The organism is Novilysobacter erysipheiresistens (assembly GCF_036663935.1).
GTDB classification, from domain to species: Bacteria; Pseudomonadota; Gammaproteobacteria; order Xanthomonadales; family Xanthomonadaceae; genus Novilysobacter; species Novilysobacter erysipheiresistens.
In genome coordinates, this window is the sequence record NZ_JAXGFP010000004.1 from 258,923 (window position 1) to 283,887 (window position 24,965).

Here is a 24,965-nt window from a genome sequence, read left to right on the forward strand (position 1 = left end):
GGGCGAACAATTCCAGATCGCGGCTAAAGCCGCTCCTACAGTCAGCACTGAAGCGCACTTGTACCTGCGGCGCTAGAATGGCCCGGTGCAGTTCCCGGTCCGCGCCATCACCCTCGACCTCGACGACACGATCTGGCCGGTCGCTCCGGCAATCGCGCGCGCGGAAAAGGCGCTGGGCGACTGGCTGGATCGGCACGCGCCGCGCACCGCCGCGCGCTGGCCGTTCGAGGCGCGCCGGCAACTGCGCCAGCAGGTCGACCGCGAACGCCCGCACCTCGCCCACGACATGACCGCGCAACGCCGCTGGATGCTCGAGCGCATGTTCGAGCAGGCCGGCGACGACGTCGCCCTTGCGCAACCGGCTTACGACGCCTACTTCGCCGCGCGCTGCGAGGTCGAGCACTACGACGACAGCCTCGATGCGCTGCAGCGTCTTGCCGCAAAAGTGCCACTGGCGGCGCTCAGCAACGGCAACGCCTGCCTGCGCACGATCGGACTGATGCCGCTGTTCCGCTTCCAGCTCGGTGCGCGCGAGCACGGCGCGGCCAAGCCCGACGCCGGCATCTTCCATGCCGCCTGCGCGCGCCTGGATTGCCCGCCGTCGCAGGTATTGCATGTCGGCGACGACACCCGCACCGATGTGCTCGGCGCCCATCGCGCCGGCCTACGCACCTGCTGGATCAATCGTCCCGACGCGTCCGGCGCGAGCCGGCGCTGGCCGCACACCGAGATCCGTCCCGACCTCACGTTCCCCACCCTTGCCGCGCTGGCCGACTGGCTGGACGCGGTGCATCCCCAGGAGTCGCTGTCCGCATGAGCCTGCCATCCGGTTTCATCACCGCCGAAGCCGCCACCGACGCGTTGCCATTGCACGTGGTCAGCCGCGAGTCGCTGGCCGACTGGCGCGCCAGCCAACCGGCCGCGACCGGCGCCTGGCTCGATGCGCAGGGTTTCGACGGCGCCCCCGGCAGCGCGTTGCTGCTGCCCGGCGACGATGGCGCCAGCGGCGCGATGATCGGCATCGGTGATCCGCTCGATCCCTACAGCTACGGCCACGCCCCGCTCGCGCTGCCGCCGCGCGCGTTCCGGCTGGCCGGCGAACACGACCCCGCCACCCTCGCCACGCTGCAACTGGGCTGGGGCCTGGGCGCCTATCGTTTCAGCCGCTACAAGCAGCCATCGCGCGCGCCGGCGTTGCTGCAGGTCGATGAAGATTGCCCGGATGTCCGCGCCGCGCTCGCCGCCTGCGTGCGGGTGCGCGACCTGGTCAACACCCCGACCGAACACATGGGCCCGGACCAGCTGGAGCAGGTCGCCTGCGAGATCGCCGAGCGCCACGGCGGCAACATCGAAGTCATCAGCGGCGACGACCTGCTCATCCGCAACTTCCCAGCGATCCACGCGGTCGGCCGCGCCAGCCACCGCGCGCCGCGATTGATCTGCGTGACGTGGGGCGAGCCGGCGCACCCGCACGTCGCGATCGTCGGCAAGGGCGTGTGTTTCGACACCGGCGGCCTCGACCTCAAGCCCGCCGACGGCATGCGCAACATGAAGAAGGACATGGGCGGCAGCGCCCACGCGATCGCGCTGGCCGAATGGGTGATGGCGCGGCAGTTGCCGCTGCGAGTCACGTTGCTGGTCGCCGCGGTCGAGAATTCGGTCGGCCCCAACGCGTTCCGCCCCGGCGAAGTGCTAGACACCCGCGCCGGCATCAGCGTCGAGGTCGACAACACCGACGCCGAGGGCCGGCTGGTGCTGTGCGATGCACTGACCTACGCCGGCGAGCAGTCGCCGGACTTCATTCTCGACTTCGCGACCCTGACTGGCGCCGCCCGCATCGCCCTCGGCCCCGACCTGCCGGCGCTCTACAGCAACGACGATGCCCTCGCCGACGCCTGGCTCGACGCCGGAACGCAGCAGCGCGACCCGCTGTGGCGAATGCCGCTGTGGCGACCGTATTGGCGCTACCTGACCAGCAACATCGCCGACATCGCCAACGGCGGGCCGTCGAGGATGGCCGGCAGCGTCACCGCCGCGCTGTACCTGGAGCGGTTCGTGCCGGCCGCGCAGAAGTGGGCACACCTGGACGTCTACAGCTGGAACGACGCCGACCGCCCCGGCCGGCCGGCCGGCGGCGAGGCGCAGGGGCTGCGCGCCGCGTTCGCGATGCTGCAGGCGCGCGCCGGGCGCTGACGCGCGTCCAAGCATCCGCCGGCGACCGGCTCTTGGGCGATCGGCGGCTTCCTGTAGGAGCGGCTTTAGCCGCGATCGGGAGTCGGCGCGGGCGAACGGTTTCCGATCGCGGCTAAAGCCGCTCCTACAAAAGCCCACCCGCCGTTCGTCGAGGATGCAATCAACAGTCTTGACAACTCTGTTTTTTAGAGTACTTTGCAATTTATCCCTTCCACGGAGTCCCGCCATGACCAGCACCGACCATCTCCGTCAGGACCTCGACTACGTCGCTCGCGCCGTGCGCCGCAGCGACCGTTGCAGCGGCGTCCCGGCGATCTACTTCATGTGGGCCGCGATCATCGCGATCGGCTTCGCCCTGCCCGACTTCGCCCCGCGACTGGCCGGGCCGTTCTGGCTGGTCTGCGGCATCGGCGGCGGTCTCGCCAGCTGGTGGCTGGGCGCGCGCGAGGACCGGCGCAGCGGCACGCTCGATCGCGAACTCGGCCGTCGCCACGGCTACCACTGGCTGGTCGCCGGCGTCGGCTTCCTGATCTGCTGGCTGCCGGTGCTGCGCGGCGCCCCGATCGAGGCGGTCGCCGGCAACTTCCTGCTGGTCGCCGGCCTGGCCTACAGCTTCGCCGGCGTCCACCTGGAGCGGCCGCTGCTGTGGAGCGGGCTGCTGATGCTGGCCGCCTACGTGGTGCTGTCGGTGTTCGCGCCGCCCTACACCTGGACCATCACCGGCGTGGTCATCGGCGCGTCGCTGGCGTGGGCCGGCCTTGCCAGCCGCAAGACCCGCGAACCGGCCGTGCACCCATGAAAGCGCTCGATGGCCTCGACCCGGTGTTCGAGCGCCGCGCGCGGCTGGCGATCAGCGTGCTGCTGGCGCGCCACGGCGAAATCAGTTTCGCCCGCTTCAAGCAGCAGCTCGAGTTGACCGATGGCAACCTCGGCGCGCAGTTGCGCAAGCTCGAGGAAGCCGGCTGCATCGACCTGCGGCGTGATTTCGTCGAGCGCAAACCGGTGACCTGGTATCGCCTGACCAAGGATGGCCGCAAGGCGCTCGACCGCCACCTGCGGGCGTTGCAGGCGGTGATCGCCGCGGCCGGTTGAGTGCGGGCCGACACGCGACCGCCAACGCGTCGCGAACGCTACGGGAAACTCAATCCCACCGACCCGAGGGACTTCCGGCAGGTTGGCGACCGCGCCAATCTGCCGTCACACTCGGCGCTGTCCTGCGTCCTGGGTTGCATATGACTGCACAAACCGACCTGTTGAAGGAACTTCGCATCGACCGCAGCGCCCCGCCACCCGCACCTTCGCGGCGGGGACTCTGGATCGCATTGGCCATCGCCGCCGCCGTGTTGTTGCTGGCACTTGCCGGCTGGGCATTGTTCGGCCGCGACGATGCGCCGGTGGTGCAGACCGCGTCGGTGGTGGCGATCGGCGGCGGCAACGGCGGCAGCGCCTCGGTGCTCGACGCGACCGGCTACGTGGTCGCGCGACGCATGGCGACGGTGTCGGCCAAGGTCACCGGCAAGGTCCGCGAGGTGCTGATCGAGGAGGGCCAGCACGTCGAGGCCGGCGAGGTGATGGCGACGCTCGACCCGGTCGACGCGGCCGCCCAACGTGACCTCGCCGCGGCCCAGCTCGCCGCAGCGCGCAGCCAGATCGGCGGCGCCCAGGCGCGGCTCGACGAGGCCGAGGCCAACGCCGCGCGGCTCGGGCCGCTGGTCAAGCAGCAACTGGTGTCGCAGGCGCAGTACGGCCAGGCGGTCGCCGAGCGTGATGCCCTGCGCGCGCAACTGCTGACCGCCAAGCGCCAGGCACAGGTGGCGGAAGACCAGCTCGCGGTCGCCGACAACGGCGTCGACAACACCGTGGTGCGCGCGCCGTTCGCCGGCGTGGTGATCGCCAAGGCGGCGCAGCCGGGCGAGATGATTTCGCCGCTGTCGGCCGGCGGCGGCTTCACCCGTACCGGCATCGGTACGATCGTCGATATGGACTCGCTGGAAGTGGAGGTCGACGTCGGCGAGTCGTACATCGGTCGGGTCAAGCCGGGCATGCCGATCGAGGCGACGCTCAATGCTTATCCCGACTGGCAGATCCCGGGCGAGGTGATCGCGATCATTCCGACCGCCGATCGCGGCAAGGCCACGGTCAAGGTCCGCATCGCGCTCAACGAGAAGGACGAGCGGATCGTGCCGGAGATGGGCGTGCGGGTGAGCTTCATGGAGAAGGCCCAGCCGGCCGACGCGCCGAAATCCAAACCCGGCGTGCTGGTGCCGGCAGCGGCGATTGTCGATCGCGACGGCAAGCAGCTCGCGTTCACTCTCGTCGAGCCCGACGCCGGGAAAAGCGAAGTCGAACAACACGTGGTCACCGTCGGGCGCAGCCTCGGCGACGACCGAGAAGTCACCGCCGGCCTCGATGGCGGCGATGAAGTGGTACTGGACCCGCCGCAAGACCTCGTCGATGGCGCCCGCGTGCGCATCGCCGAGGCCGGGACCGGCGACAGCGAGTAGTACCGGACATTGGCAGGACGGATCCGCAGCGATTGCCGGATCCGTCGATCACCGAACAACGCACAACGAGGACGTTCGCATGGCACTGGTATCGATCCGCAACCTCACCAAGACCTACCAGCGCGGCCCCGAGAAGGTCGAGGTGCTGCATGGCGTCGACCTCGACATCGCCGAGCGCGATTTCGTGGCGCTGATGGGGCCGTCGGGCTCCGGCAAGACCACCCTGCTCAACCTGATCGGCGGGCTGGATTCGCCCAGCGGCGGCGAGATCGAGATCAGCGGCCAACGCATCGACCAGATGAGTTCCGGCCAGCTGTCGCACTGGCGCAGCCAGCACGTCGGCTTCGTGTTCCAGTTCTACAACCTGATGCCGACGCTGAGCGCGCAGAAGAACGTCGAGCTGCCGCTGTTGCTGACCAAACTGTCGGGCGCGCAGCGCAAGCGCAACGCCGAGATCGCGCTGCAGCTGGTCGGCCTGGCCGACCGCGGCAAGCACCGGCCCAACGAACTGTCCGGCGGCCAGCAGCAGCGCGTCGCGATCGCCCGCGCGATCGTGTCCGACCCGACGTTGCTGATCTGCGACGAGCCGACCGGCGACCTCGACCGCCAGTCCGCCGAAGAAATCCTGGCGCTGCTGCAATCGCTCAATCGCGACCACGGCAAGACCATCGTGATGGTCACCCACGATCCCAAGGCCGCCGACCACGCGCAGCGCACGATCCACCTCGACAAGGGCACGCTGGTCGACAGCGAGCTGGCGGTCACCGCCTGAGGAGGCAGACATGAAATACCTGCACCTGATCTGGGCCTCGCTGTTCCGCAGCAAGACCCGCACGGCGCTTACGCTGTTGTCGGTGGTGGCGGCGTTCCTGCTGTTCGGCATGCTCGACTCGGTCCGCGTCGCGTTCACCTCAGGCAACAGCGTCGCCGGGGCGAACCGGCTGGTGGTGTCGTCGCGGCTGTCGATCACCCAGACCCTGCCGTACCGGCTGCTGGCGCAGATCGAGGCGGTACCAGGAGTCGAGAAGGTCGCCTACGCCAACTGGTTCGGCGGCATCTACCGCGACCCGAAGAACTTCTTCCCCAACTTCGCGATCGGCCCGGGCTATTTCGACGTCTACCCCGAGTTCAAGATCCCGCCCGAACAGCTGGAGGCCTACCAAGCCGACCGCACCGGCGCGATCGTCGGCGAGGCGCTCGCCACGCAGCATGGCTGGAAGATCGGCGACACCATCCCGCTGCAGGCGACGATCTTTCCCAAGGACGGCAGCAACGACTGGGTGTTCACCCTGCGCGGCATCTTCCACGTCGATGACCCGGCGCTGGAGCAGCAGGAACGCCAGCTGATGTTCCACTGGAAGTATTTCGACGAATCCAACGACTACATGCAGGACCAGATCGGCTGGTTCATGATCGAACTGGAAAACGCCGACCAGGCCAGCCGGGTGGCGCAGGCGATCGACGCGCTGTCGGAGAACTCCGACCACGAGACCAAGACCCAGACCGAGTCGGCGTGGCAACAGGCCTTCATGAAACAGTTCGCCGACATCGGCCTGATCGTCACCGCGATCATGGGCGCGGTGTTCTTCACCCTGCTGCTGCTGACCGGCAACACCATGGCCCAGGCGGTGCGTGAGCGCATCCCGGAGCTGGCGGTGCTCAAGACGATCGGTTTTACCGACCGCAGCGTGCTGCTGCTGGTGCTGGCCGAGTCGGTGCTGCTGATCGGCATTGGCGGCTTGATCGGGATGGGACTGGCGCAGGTGGTGGTCGGCGCGGTCAGCGCCTACAGCCAGGGCATGTTGCCCAGCGCCGGCATCCCCGCCGAGACCTGGGGGGTTGCGGCGGTGCTGATACTGGTGCTTGGCGTTGTGGTCGGCCTGTTGCCGGCGCTGCGTGCGATGCGCCTGAAGATCGTCGATGCGCTGGCCGGACGCTGAGGACAGGATCATGAAAACTTCGAACAACAAGCAGCCGCGTACCGCCCGTCGAACCGGCGGCCGCCTGAAGCGCTGGCTCGGCAACCTCGGCATCGTGCTGCTGGTGGCCGTGATGCTGGCGGCGTGGATCGTGCTGCCGTGGTACGCGGTGCTGGCCCTGGTGCTGGCGCTGGCCGCGTGGCTGGGCCTGACCCGGCGCGGCCGGCAGACGCTGGCGGTGGCCGCGGTCGGCATCGCCGGCTTGCCGCAACGCTGGGGCGCATCGACGGTCATCGTGGTCGGCATCGCCGGCGTGGTCGCGGTGCTGGTGGCGATGCTGGCGATGGGCAAGGGCTTCCAGGCCACGCTCAACCAGACCGGCGGCGAGGACACTGCGATCATCCTGCGCGGCGGCTCGCAGGCAGAGACCAACTCGGTGATCAGTCGCGACCAGGTGCCGTTGATCTCGGCGCTGGCCGGGATCGCGACCGGTGCCGAGGGCCGGCCGCTGGTCTCGCCGGAACTGTCGCAGGTGGTCAACCTGCCGACCAAGGCCGACGGCAACGACGCCAACGTGCAGTTGCGCGGGGTCGGACCGCGGGCGTGGCAGCTGCGGCCGGACGTGGCGATCGTCGAAGGCCGCAAGTTCGAACCCGGCCTGCGGGAACTGGTGGTCGGCAAGGGCGCGCAGGAGCAGTTCGCCGGGCTCGAGGTCGGCGAGCAGGTCGAGCTGGGCAACCAGGTCTGGTCGGTGGTCGGCAAGTTCGCCAGCGGCAACTCGCACGACTCGGAACTGTGGGCCGACGCCGAAGTTGTCGGTTCCAGCTACAACCGTTCGGCCTACCAGTCGGTGACAGTCAAGCTGGCCGGCAAGGACGGGTTCGACCAACTCAAGGCGGCGCTCGCCGCCGACCCGCGGCTCAAGCTCGACGTGCTCACCACCCACGACTACTACGCCAAGCAGTCGGAGGGCCTGACCAAGCTCATCACGATCCTGGGCACGGTGATCGGCACGATCATGGCGATCGGCGCGGTGTTCGGCGCGCTCAACACGATGTACGCGGCGGTCGCCGGCCGCGCGCGCGAGATCGCGACGATGCGCGCGCTCGGTTTCCGCGGGCTGCCGGTGGTGGTGGCGGTGATGCTGGAGACGATGCTGCTGGCGCTGCTCGGCGGCCTGCTCGGCGCCGGGCTGGCGTGGCTGGTGTTCAACGGCTACACGGTGTCGACCCTGGGCAACAATTTCAGCCAGGTGGTGTTCCAGTTCAAGGTCTCGCCGGAGTTGCTGTGGCAGGGATTGAAGTGGGCGCTCGGGATCGGACTGGTCGGCGGGCTGTTCCCGGCGCTGCGGGCCGCGCGGTTGCCGGTGACCACGGCGTTGCGGGCAGCTTAGTCGCAAAAGCGCCGTGCTCCCTGTAGGAGCGGCTAAAGCCGCTCCTACAAAAAGCGCAAAAACCCCAAAAACAACACGGGCGCCCTTTGGCGCCCGTGTTGTTTCTACGATCGGAATGGCCTGCCTCAGTCGGCCCAGTGCCCCGCCGTACCAGAACCCGGCAGCACCGCCGCCGACAGCTGCTCGTCGTTGCTCAGCAGCCACAGCGCGTCGGCCAGGATCGCGGCCGATTCACGCAGCAGCGGGTCGGGGCGGTCCTCGGCGGCCTTCTCGCGGGCGGCGTCCTCGACGATGTCGCGCTCGTTGGCGGTCAGGCCGTCGTCAAGCTGCGCCGCGGCCAGCGGGTCGAGGGCGAGGCCGAGCTCCTCGCGGGTTTCCTGGCGCTGCTTGCGACGGGCTTCGTTGGCGTCACGCTCGGCGCGGCGCTCGGCCTCGTTCAGCGAGATCGAGGTCTCGGCGGCTTCCTCGCGGTAGCGCGCGACGTCTTCCTTCCACCACTGGAACTCGCGGTTGTCGGCCACCCGATCGGTATGCAGGGTTTCGAGCTTGGGCAGCAGCGGCGCGAAATTGCCGTAGTTGATGTGCGGCACCGGCGCGATCTTGGTCCACGGCAGTGCGTTGTCGTAGGTGCTCTCGCCGTACTCGGTGGCGTCGACCGACGCCGGGAAGGCGATGTCCGGCACCACGCCCTTGTTCTGGGTCGAGCCGCCGGCGACGCGGAAGAACTGGGCGATGGTCAGCTTGACCTGGCCGAAGCGTTCCTCCTCGTTGGCCGGCCAGCGGTCGAGGTCGACCAGGTTCTGCACCGTGCCCTTGCCGAAAGTGGTCTCGCCGATGATCAGGCCGCGGCCGTAGTCCTGGATCGCGCCGGCGAAGATCTCCGAGGCCGAGGCCGAACCACGGTTGACCAGCACCGCCAGCGGCCCATCCCAGGCCACCCCTGCGTCCTCGTCGCCATTGACGACGACCCGGCCACCGGATTCGCGCACCTGCACCACCGGGCCCTGGTCGATGAACAACCCGGTCAGTTCGATCGCCTCGTTCAGCGAGCCGCCGCCGTTGTTGCGCAGGTCGAGCACGACGCCGTCGACGTCCTGCGCCTTGAGCTGCTTGAGCAGCCTGGCGACGTCGCGGGTGGCCGATGCGTAGTTTTCCTTGTTGAGGCGGCGCGCCTCGAAGTCCTGGTAGAAGCCCGGCAGCTCGATCACGCCGATGCGCTGGTCGGGGGCATCGCCGTTGCCGGGAATCGTCAGGATCTCGGACTTGGCGGCCTGGTCCTCCAGCCGCACCTCGTCGCGGGTGATCACCACCCGCACCGGCTTGCTGTCGAGGCCGGCCTCGGCCGGGATGACGTCGAGCCGCACCTGCGAGTCCTTGGGCCCGCGGATCAGCTCGACCACGTTGTCGATGCGCCAGCCGATCACGTCCTCGACCGGGCCGCTGGTGCCCTGGCCGACGCCGACGATGCGGTCGCCGGGAGCGAGGATCTCGGACTTGTCGGCCGGGCCGCCGGGGACGATCTCGCGGATCGCGACGATGTCGTCCTGCTTCTGCAGCACCGCACCGATGCCTTCCAGCGACAGCGACATCGCCAAGTTGAAGTTCTCCGCCGAACGCGGGGTGAAATAGTTGGTGTGCGGGTCGATCGCGGCGGCGTAGGCGTTGAGGAAAGTCTGGAACACGTCCTGGCCTTCCAGCTCGGCGGTGTTCTCGGCGAGGTTGGCGTAGCGCTTGTCGAGGGTCTCGCGGATCTTGTCGGGCTCCTTACCGGCCAGCTTCAGGCGCAGCCAGTCGTTGCGCACCGACTGCTTCCACAGCTTGTCGAGCGCGGCGGTGTCGGCCGCCCATGGCGCGTCCTCGCGGTCGTAGTGGAATTCGTCATCGCCGGTGAAGTCGAAGATGTCCTGCTTGAGCAGCTTGCGGGCATAGGCGACGCGCTCGTTCACGCGTTCGCGGTAGGTCGCGAAGATCGCGTATGCCGGGTCCAGCTCGCCGCTCTTGATCGCGTCGTCGAGGCGGGTCTTGTAGCGATCGAAGCGGGCGATGTCAGCCGCGGTGAAGAACTGCTTGCCGCCGTCCAGCGCCTCCAGGTAACGGGTGTACATGTCGGCCGACAGTGCGTCGTCGAGCGCCTGCGGACGGTAGGCGTAGCGGCTGTCCGACAGCAGGCCGTAGACCAACTTGGCCGCGGTGGTCTGGTATTCGGTCGGCCCGCTCGGCAGTTCGGCCGGCACCTTCGCCTCGTCCGCCTTGGCTGGTTCGACCGGCATGCGCAGGGTTGCCGGCGGCAGCTCGGAGCTCTTCGGCGCCGGGGCCTCGACCTGGGCCTGCGCGTCGGCCGCGCCGGCCTGCCCGACGGGGGCACCGGTGTCGGCACGCGCCAGCAGGGCCAGCGGGGCGGTGAGCAGGAGGGCGAACAGGGGATTCTTGATCATGGGATAGGTCGCGACAGGTGGTGCGCGTTGGGGGTCACGGCGGGCCCGGAGGAAGGGTGCCGGCCGCGGTCCGGGATGCGTCGAGGGAGAGCCACGCATTGGAGCTGGGACGTGAGGACTGGGTCAGGGTTGCAGCAAGCTTGGACCACCCGACAGTGCCGAAAGTTGCGGCGGCTGTCACGTCGACAGCGCACAAACCGGCGGGTTTCCGGCCGTCGTCGGGGTTGCGGTTCAGCTTGCCGCGCATTCACCCATGAATCCGCACGCGGCATCACACCATGGTCGACGCGAAGACCGCGCCAAGACGGTCATCAGGCGCTGGCGTAGCCGGCCTCGATCGCCGATCGGTCGGCGTGGTACGACGAGCGCACCAGCGGGCCCGAAGCGACGTGGCTGAAGCCCAGCGCCATGCCGAACTCCTCCAGTTGCTTGTACTCCTCGGGCGTCCAGTAGCGCATCACCGGGTGGTGGTGGGCGCTGGGCTGCAGGTACTGGCCGATGGTGATCATGTCGACGTCGTGCGCGCGCAGGTCGCGCAGGGTGTCCTGCACCTGCTCCATGGTCTCGCCGAGGCCGAGCATGATCCCCGACTTGGTCGCGACCTCGGGATGCTGCGCCTTGAACTTCTGCAGCAGGGTCAGCGACCACTGGTAGTCGGCGCCGGGACGCACGTTGCGGTACAGGTGCGGCACGGTCTCGAGGTTGTGGTTGAACACGTCCGGCGGACTGTGGGCAAGGATCTCCAGCGCGCGCTCCATCCGGCCCTTGCCGCGGAAGTCCGGGGTCAGGATCTCGATCTTGGTGCGCGGACTGAACTCGCGGATCGCGACGATGCAGTCGACGAAGTGGGCGGCGCCGCCGTCGCGCAGGTCGTCGCGGTCGACCGAGGTCACCACCACGTACTTGAGCGCCATGTCGGCGACGGTTTTTGCCAACGTCAGCGGCTCGGCCGGGTCCGGCGGCTTGGGCCGGCCGTGGGCGACGTCGCAGAAGCTGCAGCGGCGCGTGCAGACCTCGCCGAGGATCATGAAGGTCGCGGTGCCGTGGCTGAAGCACTCGTGGATATTGGGGCAGCTGGCCTCTTCGCAGACCGTGACCAGTCGGTTCTCGCGCAGCTTTTCCTTGAGCTTCTGCACGGCGTTGCCGGACGGGATCCGGACCCGTATCCACGACGGCTTGCGCAGCACCGGGGCGTCGGCGAACTGCACCGGCGAGCGGCTGATCTTGTCGCCGGCGACCTGCTTCACGCCCGGCTGCAGCGAGGCAGGCGAATCGCCGCTCACGACCGCGAGCGGAATGGTCTTGGTGGCGGTATCGGTCATGGCGAGAGCTTGCGGAAGGAGGGGGGCATCAGGGCGTCGGCAGGCTCGGCGGCGGCGCGTTCTCGACGTCCAGGCCGAACTGCGCGGCGACGTGTCCGACCAGCGCCGGCTTGACCGCGTCGAGCCCGGAAGGGCCGCCCAAGTCTACCATCGAGGTCACCCGCAGCCCCTCGTAACCGCAGGGGTTGATCCGCAGGAACGGCGACAGGTCCATCGCGATATTGAAGGCGAGGCCGTGGAAGGTGCAGCCGCGGCGCACCCGGATGCCAAGCGCGGCGATCTTGGCGCCGGCGACGTAGACCCCGGGCGCGCCTTCGCGGCGGACCGCCTCGATGTTCCAGTCGCCGAGGGTGTCGATGATCGACTGCTCGATCCGGCACACGTACTCGCGCACGCCGAGCTTGAGCCGGCGCAGGTCCAGCAGCGGGTACAGCACGATCTGGCCGGGGCCGTGGTAGGTCACCTGCCCCCCGCGGTCGACGTGGATCACCGGGATGTCGCCCGGGGCGAGCACGTGCTCGGGCTTGCCGGCCTGGCCGAGGGTGAACACCGGCTCGTGCTCGACCAGCCACAGCTCGTCGGGCGTGGCTTCGTCGCGGGCGTCGGTGAAGGCCTGCATCGCGCGCCAGACCGGCTCGTACGGCTGTCGGACGAGGTCGCGCAGCTGCGCCGGTGGCAGCGCCGCTTTCACGGGAGAGGCGGCAGCGGCGCTGGTTACAGCGTCCACTTCACTTCCGGATGGTCACGCAGCACCTGGTGGGCGAGGTCGTACTGTTCGCGGCTGGCCGCGCGAAACGCGATCCGCACCGACACGTACTTGCCGTTGGCCGAGTGTTTCCATTCGACCTGCTCGGTCTTGACGTCGATGCCGGCGTCGATCAGCCGCTGCGACAGGTCGTTCTCAAGCCCGGCGCCGGCCGGGCCGAGCGCGCTCAGCTGGAACTCGCCGGGAAACTGGAAGCCGTGCTCGGGATTGTCGGATTTGATTTCCATGGACCAATTATGGGTCCGGCACCCGACCAACCCAAGCGGTCAGGCGCCGATCAGACCGACTCCCACCACATCCAGAACTCGTCCCACAGGCGCTTGAAAAAGCCGCCCTCCTCGACCGCGTTGAGCGCGACCAGCGGCCGCTGGGCGACCACCTTGTCGTCGAGCATGACCCTGACCATGCCGATCTCCTGGCCCTTCTCGATCGGCGCGACCAGGGTCTTGGGCACGTCCATCATCGGCTTCAGGCGCTCGTAGCGACCACGCGGGACGGTGACCAGCAACGGCGCGGCGACGCCGAGCTGGACCTGGTCGACCGCGCCCTTCCAGACCTTCTGCGCGGCGATCTGCTTGCCGGCGTCGTACAGCTTGTGGGTTTCGTAGAAGCGGAAGCCCCAGTTCAGCAGGGCCTGGCTCTGGTCGGCGCGTTGCTCCTCGGAGCCCGAGCCGAGCACCACCGTGATCAGGCGCTGGTCGCCGCGCTGGGCCGAGGCCATGAGGCAGTAGCCGGCGCCGGAGGTGTGGCCGGTCTTGATGCCGTCGACGCTCTTGTCGCGCCACAGCAGCACGTTGCGGTTGGGCTGGGTGATCGGGCCGACCGTGAACTCCTTGATCTTGTTGTAGGAGTAGGCCTTGGGGAAGTTGTGGATCAGCGCGCGGCCGAGCAGCGCGAGGTCGCGCGCGGTCGACACGTGGCCCTCGGCCGGCAGCCCGGTCGGGTTGACGAAGTGGCTGTTCTTCATGCCGATGCGCTCGGCATACATGTTCATCAGCGCAGCGAACGCATCGACGCTGCCGGCGACGTGCTGGGCGAGGGCGATCGCGGCGTCGTTGCCGGACTGCACCACCATGCCCTTCTCCATCTGGATCAGCGGCGCGGTCTTGTTGACCTCGAAGCCCGAGTAGCTGCCGTCGGTGCCGGCGCCGCCGGTGCGCCAGGCGTGCTCGGTCATCATCACCTGGTCGTCTTCCTTGATCTTGCCGGCGGCCATCTCGGCGGCGATCACGTAGCTGGTCATGACCTTGGTGATGCTGGCCGGCTCCAGCGGCTGGTCGATGTTCTCGCCGGCCAGCACGTTGCCGCTGGCGGCGTCCATCACGATCCACGCGGCGGCCTCGGTTTCCGGCGGCGGCGGCACCGGCAGCGCGTCACTGGCCGCCGGCTGCGCGCCCGGGGTCGGCAGCGGCACCGGGGTCTGGGCGACGGCGACGCCAAGCGCGAAGGTGGTCAGCGCGGCAAGACCAATCGAGCGGAAGACAGCTGGGTATTTCATCGTTCAAAACTCCGGGCCGGCGCTGGGCCGGTAACTGTTGGTGCTGGAAAACAGGAAGTCGGGAAACCGGGGATGCCGGGAAATTCGGTGGCGCGCGTTACGTTCATTCGCTGACGCGCTGCGGGGTGCCGAGGCCGAGGCCGGCGATGCGGCTGGCCAGCGCCGGCGCCGCGGCGGCATCGAGCGGGCCGACCCGCAGACGCCAGACCTGCTCGCCGTTGGCGGTGGCGTCGTGCAGCCGGGCGGCATCGATGCCGGCGCCATGCAGCTTCGCCAGCGCGCGATCGGCGTTGTCGCGGGTGGAGAAGCTGGCGACCTGCAGGATGATGCCGCCGGTGCTCGTGGCCGGCGTCTCGGGTGTTGCCGGCGCCGTGGCCGCATCCAGCCGGGTCGGCTTGCCGGTGGCGATGCGCACGCCCGGCGGCAGCTGCAACGCGCCGGCACCGGCGCCGTCCAGCGGCAACGCCGCGACCAGGCTGTCCATGCGGCTGGCCGGAACGGCGGCCGCGATGCGGGTCTCGACCGCTGCCGGAGACCGGCTTTCGTCGGACCGGCTTTCGTCGGACCTGTCCTCGTCGGAACCGGCGAGCACCGGCGCAGCCTCGCCCGGCAGCAGCGCGCGCACCTCGACCCGGCCGGTGCCGGCGCGGGTAATGCCGAGCTTGACCGCCGCGGCGTAGCTCAAATCGATGATCCGGCCCTTGTGGAACGGCCCGCGATCGTTGACCCGGACCACCACCGACTTGCCGTTGTCGAGGTTGGTGACGCGGGCGAAGCTCGGCAGCGGCAGCGACTTGTGCGCGGCGGTGAACGCGTACATGTCGTAGACCTCCATGTTGGAGGTGCGGCGGCCGTGGAACTTCTTGCCGTAGTACGAGGCCAGGCCTTCCTCGACATAACCCTCGGCACTGTCGAGCACGTGGTACTTCTTGCCCAGCACGCTGTAGGTCGAACGGTTGCCGTAACGCGAGCGCGGCTCGGCGACGATCTCCGGCTCGGGGATCAGCGAGACGTCGATCCCGCCGGTCGGCGCCGAGTCGGCGACACCGGGCGCGTACAGGCCACCGGCGGTGTAATTGCCGCGCTTGCTCGGGTCTTCCTTGGCAGGCGCGTATGGCGAGACCTTGCGTTCGCCCTCAGCCGCCGCGACGCCGTCGGCAGCCGCCGGTGCAGGCTCCGGCTTGTCGGGGGCGCTGGCGCAGGCCGCCAGGCCCAATACCAGGGTCGCGGCCAGCAGCCGCCTCATGCGCCCGACGGGTCGTCAGTGGCGGCCAGCGGCATCTCGCGGCCGGCGATCGCCTCGGCCAGCTCGTACACCGCCATCGCGTAATGCCGCGAGTTGTTGTAGCGGGTGATCGCGTAGAAGTTCTGGAACCCGAGCCAGTATTCCTTGCCATTGACCCCGTCGAGGGTGAACAGGGTCGCCTGCCGCGGTTCGCTGCCGGTCTCGGCCGTCAGCGGCGCCGCCGGGCGATAACCCCGCGCGGCCAGCTGCTCCAGCGTGTAGCGCGGCTCCAGGCCGTCGGGATCGAAATCGGCGGCATCGTCGGTACGCACCGCCGGCACCGTCACCAGGCCGCCGCGTTGCCAGCCACCCTTCTTGACGAAGTAGTTGGCGACCGAGGCGAACACGTCGTCGAGGTTGTCGAACAGGTCGACCTTGCCATCGCCATCGCCGTCGACCGCGTAGTCGCGGTAGCTCGACGGCATGAACTGGCCCCAGCCCATCGCCCCGGCGTAGCTGCCCTTGAGCGTGGTGATGTCGAAGTCGTTCTCCTTGCCAAGCGCGAACACCTGCGCCAGCTCGTCGCGGAAGAACGCCTCGCGCTGGTTCTCGCGGGCGATCTTCTCCGGCTCGTTGGTGCGCGGGTAGGCGAACGCCAGCGTGTACAGCGCGTCGACCACGGGGTAGCTGCCCATGTTGCCGCCGTAGCTGGTCTCGACCCCGAGGATCGCGACGATGATCTCGGCCGGCACCCCGGTGTTGGCCTCGGCTTTCGCCAGCGCCTCGCGGTGCTCGGCGAGGAACGCGCGGCCGCCGTCGATCCGGGCCTGGCTGATGAAGATGGGCCGGTACTCGCTCCACGGCTTGGCTTCGGCCGGGCGCGACATCGCATTGACGATGCTGTCGCGGATCTCGGCCTGGGCCAGCACCGACTCGATGGTCTCGGGTTCGATGTCATAACGCGCCGCGGTGGTGCGCACAAACTCGGCGCGGGCGTCCTCGATCGGCTGCGCGGTCGACACCGGTGGCGGGGTCGGCGCGGGCGCCGGTTCGGTGACCGCGGGGGTTTCGGGCTGCGGGGTCGGCGGCGGCGGGGTCTGCGTGGCGCAGGCCACCAACGCGAGCGGGAGCGCACAAATCAGGGCGCGTCTGGCGTGGGTCGGGGTCATTCGAATGAGGTTAGCACGCGTGTGCGAGGCCCAAAACCGCGTGCGCGGCGATGGGAAAATCCGAGTCAGGTTGCGTTGTCGTTCAGGGTGGTGAAGTCGCTAGTGCCCGTGCACCGGCCGATGTGCCCGCACTGCCATCACCACACCAAGCCCTGCCAGCAGCGACACCGCCGAGGTGCCGCCATAACTCAGCAGCGGCATCGGCACCCCGACCACCGGCAGCAGGCCGGCGATCATGCCGCCGTTGACCACGACGTAGACGCAGAACGCCAGGCCGAGGGCACCGGCGACCAGGCGCGAGTAACCATCGCGGGCGCTCGCGGCGATCCACAGGCAACGGCCGACCACGAACAGGTACAGCGCCAGCGTCACCACCACGCCGATCCAGCCGAACTCCTCGCTGAGCACGGCGAAGATGAAGTCGGTGGTGTGTTCGGGGATGTAGTTCAGGTGGGCCTGGGTGCCCTCGCCCCAGCCCTTGCCGGTCAGGCCGCCGCCGCCGATCGCGATCTTGCTCTGGATGATGTTCCAGCCGGCGCCGAGCGGGTCGGATTCGGGGTTGAGGAAGGTCAGAATGCGGTCCTTCTGGTAGTCGCGCAGCATCCAGAACCAGGCGGCGGGCGCGGCCGCGGCGACCCCGGCGAAGGCGGCGCCGAACCACCACCACGGCAGCCCGGCGAGGTACAGCACGAACGCGCCGCTGATGCCGACGAGCATCGCGGTGCCGAAATCCGGTTGCAGCAGGATCAGCCCGGTCGGCAGGCCGATCAGCACCCCGGCGACCAGCACCGTCGCCAGCCGCGGCGGCAGCGGCTGGCGATTGAGGTACCACGCCGCCATCATCGGCAGGCTCAGCTTGAGCAGTTCGGACGGTTGGAAGAAGAACACGCCCAGGTTGATCCAGTGGGCCCCGTGGCGGCCCTGGCCGATGCCCGGCACCAGCACCAGCAGCAACGGCAGCAACGAGGCGCCGTAGATCAGCGGGCTCCAGTTGCGCAGCTGGTTGGGTGGCAGCCGCGACAGTCCCCACATCGCCGCCAGGCCGATGCCGAACCGCGCGCCCTGGGCGATCACCAGCGACATCGACTGGCCGCCCGCGCTGTACAACACCGCCAGCCCGATCACCATCAACGCCAGCAGGGCGCCGAGCAGCGGCAGGTCGAGGGTGCGCAGGAAGCGCGACAGCAGGTCCAGCAGCCAGCGCAGGATGATCGTCATGGGGTCGGCTCCGTCGCCACGGGGCTCGCGGCCGTGGTCACCGCCGGATCCGTTGCCGGTGCCGGCAACGGGGTCGGATCGTCCACGTCCTCGATGCCCTCGGGCATCTTGCCGAGCAGCCAGGCATCGAACGCCGCGCGCGCGATCGGTGCGGCGGCGCTGCCGCCATAGCCGCCATGCTCGACCACCACCGCGATCGCGATCTTCGGATCCTCGGCCGGTGCATAGCCGACGAACAACGCGGTGTGGCGCAGGTGGTACGGCAGCGAATGCGGATCGGCGCTGATGTTGCCCTTGCGGCTCGAACGCTGCGCGGTGCCGGTCTTGCCGGCGATCGTGTACGGCGCGCCGACGCCGATGGCCTTCGCGGTGCCGCGCGGACCGTTGACGGTCATCACCATGCCTTCGTGGATCGCTTGCAGGTGCTCGGGGTTGTCGCTGATCAGCTCGCTGGCGGTGCCGGGCAGTTCGCGCCACGGCTCTCGGTAACCGTCGCGGCGGGCCTCCACCAGCCGCAACTCGTGCATGTCGCCATGGTTGGCGATCGCCGCCGTCGCCCGCACCAGCTGCAGCGCGGTGGCGATCCAGTAGCCCTGGCCGATGCCGGCGATCACGGTCTCGCCAGGGTAGAACGGCTCGCTGCTGATCGAGCGCTTGAAGTCGCGCGACGGCACCACGCCTTCGTTCTCGCCGGCCAGGTCGATCCCGGTCTGCTCGCCGAAGCCGTAGCGGTGCATGTACTTGGCGAACGTCTCGATGCCCATTTCCAGGGCGAGCTTGTAGTAGTACGTGTTGACCGATTGCGCGATCGACTCGCGCAGGTCGACCGAGCCGTGGCCGCCGCGATGCGAGTCGCGGTAACCGCGGCGCTGGCCGGCGATGTGGAACTCGCCGGTCGACAGGGTCTCGTCCTCGGCCTCGCGCAGGCCGCTATCGAGCCCGGCCAGGCCGACAAGGGGCTTGACCGTCGAGCCCGGCGGCCCACCTCCGAGCACGTTGCGGTTGTACAGCGGCCGCGAGGGATCGTTGAGCAGCGTGTTGTAGGCCTTGTGGGAGATGCCGTTGACGAACAGGTTGGTGTCGTACGACGGCTTGCTGACCATCGCCAGCACCTGCCCGGTCTTCGGGTCGATCGCGACGGCCGAGCCGTCGGCGTCGCCGAACGCGGCGACGATCGCGCGTTGCAGGTCGAGGTCGATCGACAGCTTGAGGTCGGCGCCAGGCACCGCCGGCACCCGACCGACCAGCCCCATCGGCCGGCCCTCGACGTTGGTCTCGACCCGCTCGAAGCCGATCTCGCCACGCAGCGCCTGCTCGTAGGAAAGTTCCAGCCCGGTCTTGCCGGTATGGCTGAAGTTGGCGATGTCCTCGCCCATCGCCTCGACATCGCCGGCATCGACCCGGGCGACATAGCCGATCACGTGGGCGAACAGCGGGCCGTGCAGGTAGCGCCGGTTGAGGTAGGACACGACCTCCACGCCCGGGTAGCGCCAACGATCGACCGCGAAGCGCGCGACCTCCTCCGGGCTCAGCCGCAGCTTCAGCGCGATCGGCTTGAAGCCGCGGGTGACCTTGCGGGTCTCGTGGAACTCGGCGATCTCCTCGGGCGACAACTCGATCAACCCGGCCAGCGCCGGCAACCAGTCCTTCGGGTCACCCGCCTCGCTGGGCGTGACCTCGAGCCGGAACGCCGGCACGTTGTCGGCCAGGATCCGGCCCTTGCGGTCGTAGATCAGACCGCGTCCGGGCACCACCGGCCGCAGCTTGACCCGGTTCTGCTCCGAACGCAGCGCGTAATCGTCGTACTGCCAGACCTGCAGGCGGAAGTACCACAGCGACAGCCCGGCCAGCGCCAGCACCACGCCAAGGAATGCCAGCGCGGCGCGGCGGCGGAACTGCTCGGCTTCGGCGACGGTGTTCTTCAGCAGGCGGCGCGAGCGGCGCATCGCTCAACGCCTCCGCCAGTGGCCCAGGCGCAAGGCGTCGATCAGCACGAACACCGGCGGCCACAACAGCATGCCGACCAGTGGCGCCAGCCACGACAGCGCCGGCCCCGGCGTGATGCCGAGGGCGACGTGGATCGCGGCGACCACGATGCGGTCATTGAGCAGCAGGCCGCCGATCGCCAGCGCCTGCTGCGACATCGGGAAGAACCGCAGGCGCGCGCGGAACCGCTGCAGGATGAAGGCCATCACCACCAGTCGCAGCGCCTGTTCGCCGAGCAGGCTGCCGAAGGTGAGGTCGGCGATGACCCCGACGATGAAGGCGAAGCCGAGGCCGCTGCGGTCGGGGTCCTCGATCACCCAGTACGCCACCACCAGCGCCAGCCAGTACGGCCGCAGCGGCTGCAAATCCGGCGGCAGCGGCAGCAGGCCGAGCAGCAACGCGACCACGACGCTCGCCGGCAACAACCAGGATGGGCGCTGGCGGCTCATCGGCGGGCCTCGGCGGGTGGCGCGGGCTCGGCATCGACGTCGGGATCGCCATCGGCATCAACGTCGCCGGTGCGCGGCGCGGCGGGGACCTCGGCCGGGACGACCGGGGCCGCGGCATCGCCGCCTGCTGGCACGGCCGACGCGTTGTCGCCGCCGGCCGGCAGGGTCATCGCCGGATCGTCGACCGCCAGCGGCTCGGCGATGCCGATCGGCGGCCGTGCCGGCACCGTGCGCAGCAACAGCACGTCGCGGCCGCGGTCGAGCTGCGCGGCCGGGCGCACTTCGCCGAGCAGGAACGCGCGGCTGTCGTCGGGGCGCAGCGAGATGATCGTGCCGACCGGGAAGCCGGCGGGGAAGCGTCCGCCCAGGCCCGAGGTGACCAGCTTGTCGCCGACCTTGATGTCGCTCGACAGCGGGATGCTCGGCAGCCGCAACACGTCGGTGCGGCCATCGCCATAGGCGACCAGCCGCACCCCGCTGCGCGCGACCGCGACCGGCACCGCATGCGACGGGTCGGTCAGCAGCAGCACGATCGCGTGGGTCGGCTTGACCGCGATGATCTGGCCGACCACGCCGCCGGCATCGATCACGCTCTGGCCGATGCGCACGCCGTCGTTGCTGCCCGAATCCAGCACCAGCCGCTGGCGGGTCGGGTCCAGGTCGATGTCGAGGATCGGCGCCAGTTGCACGTCGAGGTTGCCGCGCTGGGCCGCGCCGAGCAGTTCGCGCAGGCGCGCGTTGTCGGCGGCCAGGGTCTGCAGACGGGCGATCCGGGCGCTGTTGACCAGCAGTTCGTTGCGCAGCCGCTCGTTCTCTTCGGTCAGCTGGCTGAGCGTGCCGGCGTCGTCATACAGGGTCTCGGCGACCCGCCCGGGCCAGCCGGCGATGGTCCACAACGGCTGCACCAGCAGCGAGGCCTGCCCGCGGACCTGGCTCAGCCAGCCGCCGCGGTGGTCGAGTACCACCAGCACCACCGCCAGTGCCAGGTAGGCCAGCAGGCGCAGGGTCCCGGCGACATCGCCGCCGCGGTTGGGCGTGGTGGGACCGGCGTAGGAAGGCACGAAAGGCGGGTCTGGTGACTACGAAAAAGATGGCGCGTGGTGGCCCGTCGGGCCATGGATGACCCCGATCGCAACCCTACTCCGGCGCGAAGAACTCGTTGCCGTGCATGTCGACCAGCTCCAGCGCACGCCCGCCACCGCGGGCGACGCAGGTCAGCGGGTCGTCGGCGACCTGCACGTGCAGGCCGGTCTCCTCGCTGATCAGGCGGTCCAGGTCGGCCAGCAGCGCGCCGCCGCCGGTCAGCACGATGCCGCGCTCGGCGACGTCGGCGCACAGTTCCGGCGGGGTCTGCTCCAGCGCCAGGCGGATCGCGGTGACGATCCCCGACAGCGGCTCGCGCAGCGCGTCGAGCACCTCGTTGGCGTGCAGGGTGATCATCTTCGGCACGCCCTCGGCGAGGTTGCGGCCGGAGACCTCGATCGAACGCGGCTCGTCCTGCGGGTAGGCGCAACCGATGTCGAGCTTGATCCGCTCGGCCGTGGCCTCGCCAATCAACGTCCCGTAGGTGCGGCGCACGTAGCCGATGATCGACTCGTCGAAACGATCGCCGCCGATCCGCACCGAGGCCGAATAGACGATGCCGTTGAGCGCGATCACCGCGACCTCGGTGGTGCCGCCGCCGATGTCGACCACCATCGAGCCGCGCGCCTCGGTCACCGGCATGCCGGCGCCGATCGCCGCGGCCATCGGCTCCTCGATCAGGTAGACCTCGCGCGCGCCGGCCTCCTCGGCCGATTCCTTGATCGCGCGGCGCTCGACCTGGGTCGAGCCGCACGGCACGCACACCAGCACCCGCGGGCTCGGCCGAAGGAAGCGCGATTTGTGCACCTTGCGGATGAAATGCTTGAGCATTTCCTCGGTGTAGGTGAAGTCGGCGATGACGCCGTCCTTCATCGGCCGGATCGTGGTGATGTGCCCCGGGGTGCGGCCGAGCATCTGCTTGGCCTCGGCGCCGACCGCGGCGACCGAGCGGTTGCCGCCGATCAGCCGGTCCTGGCGCACCGCGACCACCGACGGTTCGTTGAGGACGATGCCCTGCCCGCGCACGTAGATCAGCGTGTTGGCCGTGCCCAGGTCGATGGACAGGTCGTTGGAGAACATGCCGCGAAACTTCTTGAACATCGTCGAATTGCCGTCGAAAGGGCTGCCGGGAGCGATCGGCTAGCGTAGCAACCGCCCCCCGGCCGGGCAAGCTGGAACGACGCGGTTTCGGCGTTTTCCGCCGCACCGCGTCAGACGCTGGGACCGCCGTCACGACTGGCCGGGATGCCCGGGCCGGGGCGGGCACGGCTGGTGGTCGGCCGGGGCAGCCGCTACCCTAGCCGCCGTGCGCCCGGGGGCGCATCGTATTCGTAGCCTGATCCGCCTGCACACCTGTGCGCGGATTTCCCTCCCAACCAGACCAACGCGGCCCCACGGCCGGCGTCACCGGAGTGCCCACGTCCATGTCCGTCCTGATCTGCGGCTCGCTGGCCTACGACACCATCATGGTGTTCCAGGACCAGTTCAAGAACCACATCCTGCCGGACAAGGTGCACATCCTGAACGTCTCGTTCCTGGTGCCGCGGATGCGCCGCGAGTTCGGCGGCTGCGCCGGCAACATCGCCTACAACCTCAAACTGCTCGGCGGCGATCCGATCCCGATGGCGACCGTCGGCCAGGACTTCGGCCCGTACCGCGAGTACTTCGAGGAGCTGGAGATCCCGCTGGCGCAGGTCAAGGAGATCCCCGAGCTGTTCACCCCGCAGGCGTTCATCACCACCGACCTGGACAACAACCAGATCACTGCGTTCCACCCCGGCGCGATGATGCGCAGCTACGAGAACCACGTGCGCGACGTGGCCGGCGTGAGCTTCGGCATCGTCAGTCCGGACGGCCGCGAGGGGATGCTGCAGAACGCCAGCGAGTTCGCCGACGCCGGCATCCCCTTCATCTTCGATCCGGGGCAGGCGATGCCGCTGTTCAACGGCGACGAACTGCGCACCTTCATCGAGCAGTCCGACTACGTCACCGTCAACGACTACGAGTCCAACCTGCTGCAGCAGCGCACCGGCTGGAGCGAGAAGGAGATCGCCGGCAAGGTCAAGGCCTACGTCACCACCCGCGGGCCGCAGGGCGCGGTGATCCATGCCGACGGCAAGACCTTCGACGTGGCGCCGGCGCACGAGCGCCGGGTCACCGACCCGACCGGCTGCGGCGATGCGTTCCGCGCCGGCCTGATCTTCGGCATCCTCAAGGGCTGCGACTGGATGACCATCGGTCGCATCGGCAACCTGATGGGCGCGCTCAAGGTCGAACACCCGGGCACCCAGAACCAGCGCTTCGACCACGACGAGTTCGCCGAGCAGTTCAAGCAGCAGTTCGGCTACGCGCTCTGACCGCTCGCGGGGATCGGCGCCTCACATCACGTGCGCCAGCCACAGTAACTCGGGCTGGGCGAGGCGCTCGAACTCGGCGTAGGACATCCGCAACGCGTCGGTGTGGCTGCCGGCGTTGAACGCGATCTCCGGCTCCTGGGCGAGTCGCGAGTCGACGTAGACCGGCATGTCGTAAAGATGCCCGAACGGCGGCATCGCGCCGAGCTCGCAATCGGGAAACGCATCGCGGAACTCGGCCTCTTCGGCCAGCTCGACCTCGAAACCGCCGAGCGCGCGTGACAGTCGGGTCAGGTCGACCCGGTAGGCGGCCGGCATCACCATCATTGCAAGTTTGCCGTCGACCTTCAGCATGACGGTCTTGGCGAACTGGCCGGGGCCGATGCGCGCCGCGTGGGCGGTGGCCTCGGCGGTGATCGCGCGGTCGTGGGCGAGCGTGGCGTACGGCGCGTGGTGCTCGTCGAGAAAGTTGTGCAGGCGTGGAGCAAGCATGGCTGCCTCCCCCGTCCCGTCGGCGATTCCGTCGCGGCGGGGCGATCGGTGGACGCGGGCACGCGTCCATGCGATTGCCGACCCGACGATACACCCGCGCCGCGGCGGCGACGTGATGGCAGCTTCAGGTTGCTGGCCGCCGCCGACGCGCCGGTCGCGCGCCGCGTGCGCTCAATTCCAGTCGGGCAGCTTGGTGGCGTCGAGTCCGCCGACTTCGAACACCGCGGTGCGGCTGCCGCCGACCTTGACCGGGAACTCGATCGCGATCACCTCGGCGTCGTTGGCCAGCTTCCACAGCGCGGCCTCGTCCTCGATGAACATCGCGATCGCCTCGTCGGTGTCGGGGCGGCTCGCGGCCATCGGCTTCGGCGCGGCATCGTCGAGCGCGATCTGCACCTTGCAGCCGCCGTAGCAGTCGAAGTCGCCGGCTTCCAGAGTCAGGTAGGCGCTGTCGCCCCACTCGGGATGGTCGCGGAAGATCAGCCGCACCGGACGCGGGCTGGCGCCGTCGGTCTCGACGTTGGCCCTGGCGTAGATCGCCGCCGACAGTTGCTGCTCGTCGCCGACCGGCTCGCTCTGGTAGGCCCACAACGCCTCGACCCGCTGCGCGTTGGCGGCGGCGTCGGCCTTGGCGCTCGCCTCGGCGTGCTGGGCCTCGATCCGCGCGGCGGCCTGGCTGTCCGGGTACTCGGCGCGCAACACGTCGCCGTGGGCCTTGGCCAGCGTCCAGTTTTGCGCGGCGAACTGTTCATCGAACTGCTTGGCCATCGCCTCGGCCGCCTGTTCCTGCGCCGCGGCCTGCTGCGCGCGCACGGCTTCAGGGTCGGGCGCGGGCTGGCAGGCGGCCAGCAGCAGCGCGGCGGACAACAACGTGGTTGGCATCTTCATCGGGCTCTCCTCGGGCAATGGATTTTGCTCATTGTAGGAGCGGCTTTAGCCGCGATCGGGAGTCGGCGCGG

23 protein-coding genes are annotated in these 24,965 nt (G+C 69.3%); 9 read left to right on the forward strand and 14 right to left on the reverse strand.

Translation table 11 applies throughout. The annotated features are described in order from the left end of the window. Positions 1-85 precede the first annotated feature (85 nt). From SNE34_RS09570 to SNE34_RS09605, 8 genes are all read left to right on the forward strand, one after another. Positions 86-817, forward strand: a complete 732-nt coding sequence (locus SNE34_RS09570) for an HAD family hydrolase (RefSeq protein WP_332616755.1) — start codon at positions 86-88, stop codon at positions 815-817. Then, complete coding sequence (locus tag SNE34_RS09575; RefSeq protein WP_332616756.1) at positions 814-2,193, forward strand: leucyl aminopeptidase family protein; 1,380 nt, start codon at positions 814-816, stop codon at positions 2,191-2,193. The genes SNE34_RS09570 and SNE34_RS09575 overlap by 4 nt, the downstream gene beginning before the upstream one ends. Before the next feature lie 226 nt (positions 2,194-2,419). Further along, positions 2,420-2,992 (forward strand): hypothetical protein, encoded by a 573-nt coding sequence (locus SNE34_RS09580; RefSeq protein ID WP_332616757.1) that lies wholly within the window; start codon positions 2,420-2,422, stop codon positions 2,990-2,992. Beyond that, on the forward strand, positions 2,989-3,285 hold the full coding sequence (locus SNE34_RS09585) for a transcriptional regulator (RefSeq protein WP_332616758.1): 297 nt from the start codon (positions 2,989-2,991) through the stop codon (positions 3,283-3,285). The genes SNE34_RS09580 and SNE34_RS09585 overlap by 4 nt, the downstream gene beginning before the upstream one ends. A 140-nt stretch (positions 3,286-3,425) precedes the next feature. After that, a complete protein-coding gene (locus SNE34_RS09590; RefSeq protein ID WP_332616759.1) occupies positions 3,426-4,697 on the forward strand; it encodes an efflux RND transporter periplasmic adaptor subunit in 1,272 nt (423 codons plus the stop codon). Between the two features lie 79 nt (positions 4,698-4,776). After that, positions 4,777-5,469, forward strand: coding sequence for an ABC transporter ATP-binding protein (locus SNE34_RS09595; protein WP_332616760.1), 693 nt, complete (start codon positions 4,777-4,779; stop codon positions 5,467-5,469). A gap of 10 nt (positions 5,470-5,479) precedes the next feature. Then, positions 5,480-6,637, forward strand: coding sequence for an ABC transporter permease (locus tag SNE34_RS09600; protein ID WP_332616761.1), 1,158 nt, complete (start codon positions 5,480-5,482; stop codon positions 6,635-6,637). 10 nt (positions 6,638-6,647) lie between these two features. Then, the gene (locus SNE34_RS09605) at positions 6,648-8,009 is read left to right on the forward strand and encodes an ABC transporter permease (RefSeq protein ID WP_332616762.1); all 1,362 of its coding nucleotides are present in this window, start codon (positions 6,648-6,650) and stop codon (positions 8,007-8,009) included. A gap of 125 nt (positions 8,010-8,134) precedes the next feature. On the opposite strand, the gene SNE34_RS09610 is transcribed toward SNE34_RS09605, so the two are convergent. From SNE34_RS09610 to SNE34_RS09665, 12 genes are all read right to left on the reverse strand, one after another. Beyond that, entirely contained in the window at positions 8,135-10,279 is a 2,145-nt protein-coding gene (locus SNE34_RS09610; protein ID WP_332616855.1) for a carboxy terminal-processing peptidase, read from the reverse strand. A 476-nt stretch (positions 10,280-10,755) separates the two neighbouring features. After that, positions 10,756-11,766, reverse strand: a complete 1,011-nt coding sequence (lipA, locus tag SNE34_RS09615; protein WP_332616763.1) for a lipoyl synthase — start codon at positions 11,764-11,766, stop codon at positions 10,756-10,758. A 28-nt stretch (positions 11,767-11,794) separates the two neighbouring features. Further along, positions 11,795-12,493 (reverse strand): lipoyl(octanoyl) transferase LipB, encoded by a 699-nt coding sequence (gene lipB / locus SNE34_RS09620; RefSeq protein WP_332616764.1) that lies wholly within the window; start codon positions 12,491-12,493, stop codon positions 11,795-11,797. Then, a complete protein-coding gene (locus SNE34_RS09625; RefSeq protein ID WP_332616765.1) occupies positions 12,481-12,759 on the reverse strand; it encodes a DUF493 family protein in 279 nt (92 codons plus the stop codon). Before SNE34_RS09625 ends, lipB begins: the two co-directional genes overlap by 13 nt. Positions 12,760-12,809: 50 nt before the next feature. Continuing rightward, positions 12,810-14,030, reverse strand: a complete 1,221-nt coding sequence (locus tag SNE34_RS09630; RefSeq protein WP_332616766.1) for a D-alanyl-D-alanine carboxypeptidase family protein — start codon at positions 14,028-14,030, stop codon at positions 12,810-12,812. Positions 14,031-14,133: 103 nt separating this feature from the next. Then, the gene (locus SNE34_RS09635) at positions 14,134-15,276 is read right to left on the reverse strand and encodes a septal ring lytic transglycosylase RlpA family protein (RefSeq protein WP_332616767.1); all 1,143 of its coding nucleotides are present in this window, start codon (positions 15,274-15,276) and stop codon (positions 14,134-14,136) included. Beyond that, the gene (mltB, locus tag SNE34_RS09640) at positions 15,273-16,424 is read right to left on the reverse strand and encodes a lytic murein transglycosylase B (RefSeq protein ID WP_332616768.1); all 1,152 of its coding nucleotides are present in this window, start codon (positions 16,422-16,424) and stop codon (positions 15,273-15,275) included. Before mltB ends, SNE34_RS09635 begins: the two co-directional genes overlap by 4 nt. Positions 16,425-16,523: 99 nt before the next feature. Further along, complete coding sequence (gene rodA, locus SNE34_RS09645; RefSeq protein WP_332616769.1) at positions 16,524-17,642, reverse strand: rod shape-determining protein RodA; 1,119 nt, start codon at positions 17,640-17,642, stop codon at positions 16,524-16,526. Then, on the reverse strand, positions 17,639-19,588 hold the full coding sequence (gene mrdA / locus SNE34_RS09650) for a penicillin-binding protein 2 (protein WP_332616770.1): 1,950 nt from the start codon (positions 19,586-19,588) through the stop codon (positions 17,639-17,641). The genes rodA and mrdA overlap by 4 nt, the downstream gene beginning before the upstream one ends. 3 nt (positions 19,589-19,591) lie before the next feature. Further along, positions 19,592-20,077 carry a rod shape-determining protein MreD gene (mreD, locus tag SNE34_RS09655; protein ID WP_332616771.1) on the reverse strand — a complete coding sequence of 162 codons (486 nt, stop codon included), beginning with the start codon at positions 20,075-20,077 and terminating at the stop codon, positions 19,592-19,594. Beyond that, complete coding sequence (mreC, locus tag SNE34_RS09660) at positions 20,074-21,138, reverse strand: rod shape-determining protein MreC (RefSeq protein WP_425604497.1); 1,065 nt, start codon at positions 21,136-21,138, stop codon at positions 20,074-20,076. The genes mreD and mreC overlap by 4 nt, the downstream gene beginning before the upstream one ends. Before the next feature lie 76 nt (positions 21,139-21,214). After that, entirely contained in the window at positions 21,215-22,261 is a 1,047-nt protein-coding gene (locus tag SNE34_RS09665; RefSeq protein ID WP_332616772.1) for a rod shape-determining protein, read from the reverse strand. A gap of 323 nt (positions 22,262-22,584) precedes the next feature. On the opposite strand from SNE34_RS09665, the gene SNE34_RS09670 reads away from it, so the two are divergent. After that, on the forward strand, positions 22,585-23,517 hold the full coding sequence (locus SNE34_RS09670) for a carbohydrate kinase family protein (protein ID WP_332616773.1): 933 nt from the start codon (positions 22,585-22,587) through the stop codon (positions 23,515-23,517). A gap of 21 nt (positions 23,518-23,538) precedes the next feature. Here SNE34_RS09670 and SNE34_RS09675 read toward each other — a convergent pair whose 3' ends face one another. Then, entirely contained in the window at positions 23,539-24,006 is a 468-nt protein-coding gene (locus SNE34_RS09675) for an aminoacyl-tRNA deacylase (protein ID WP_332616774.1), read from the reverse strand. Between the two features lie 171 nt (positions 24,007-24,177). Continuing rightward, complete coding sequence (locus SNE34_RS09680) at positions 24,178-24,894, reverse strand: hypothetical protein (protein ID WP_332616775.1); 717 nt, start codon at positions 24,892-24,894, stop codon at positions 24,178-24,180. Positions 24,895-24,965: the final 71 nt, after the last annotated feature.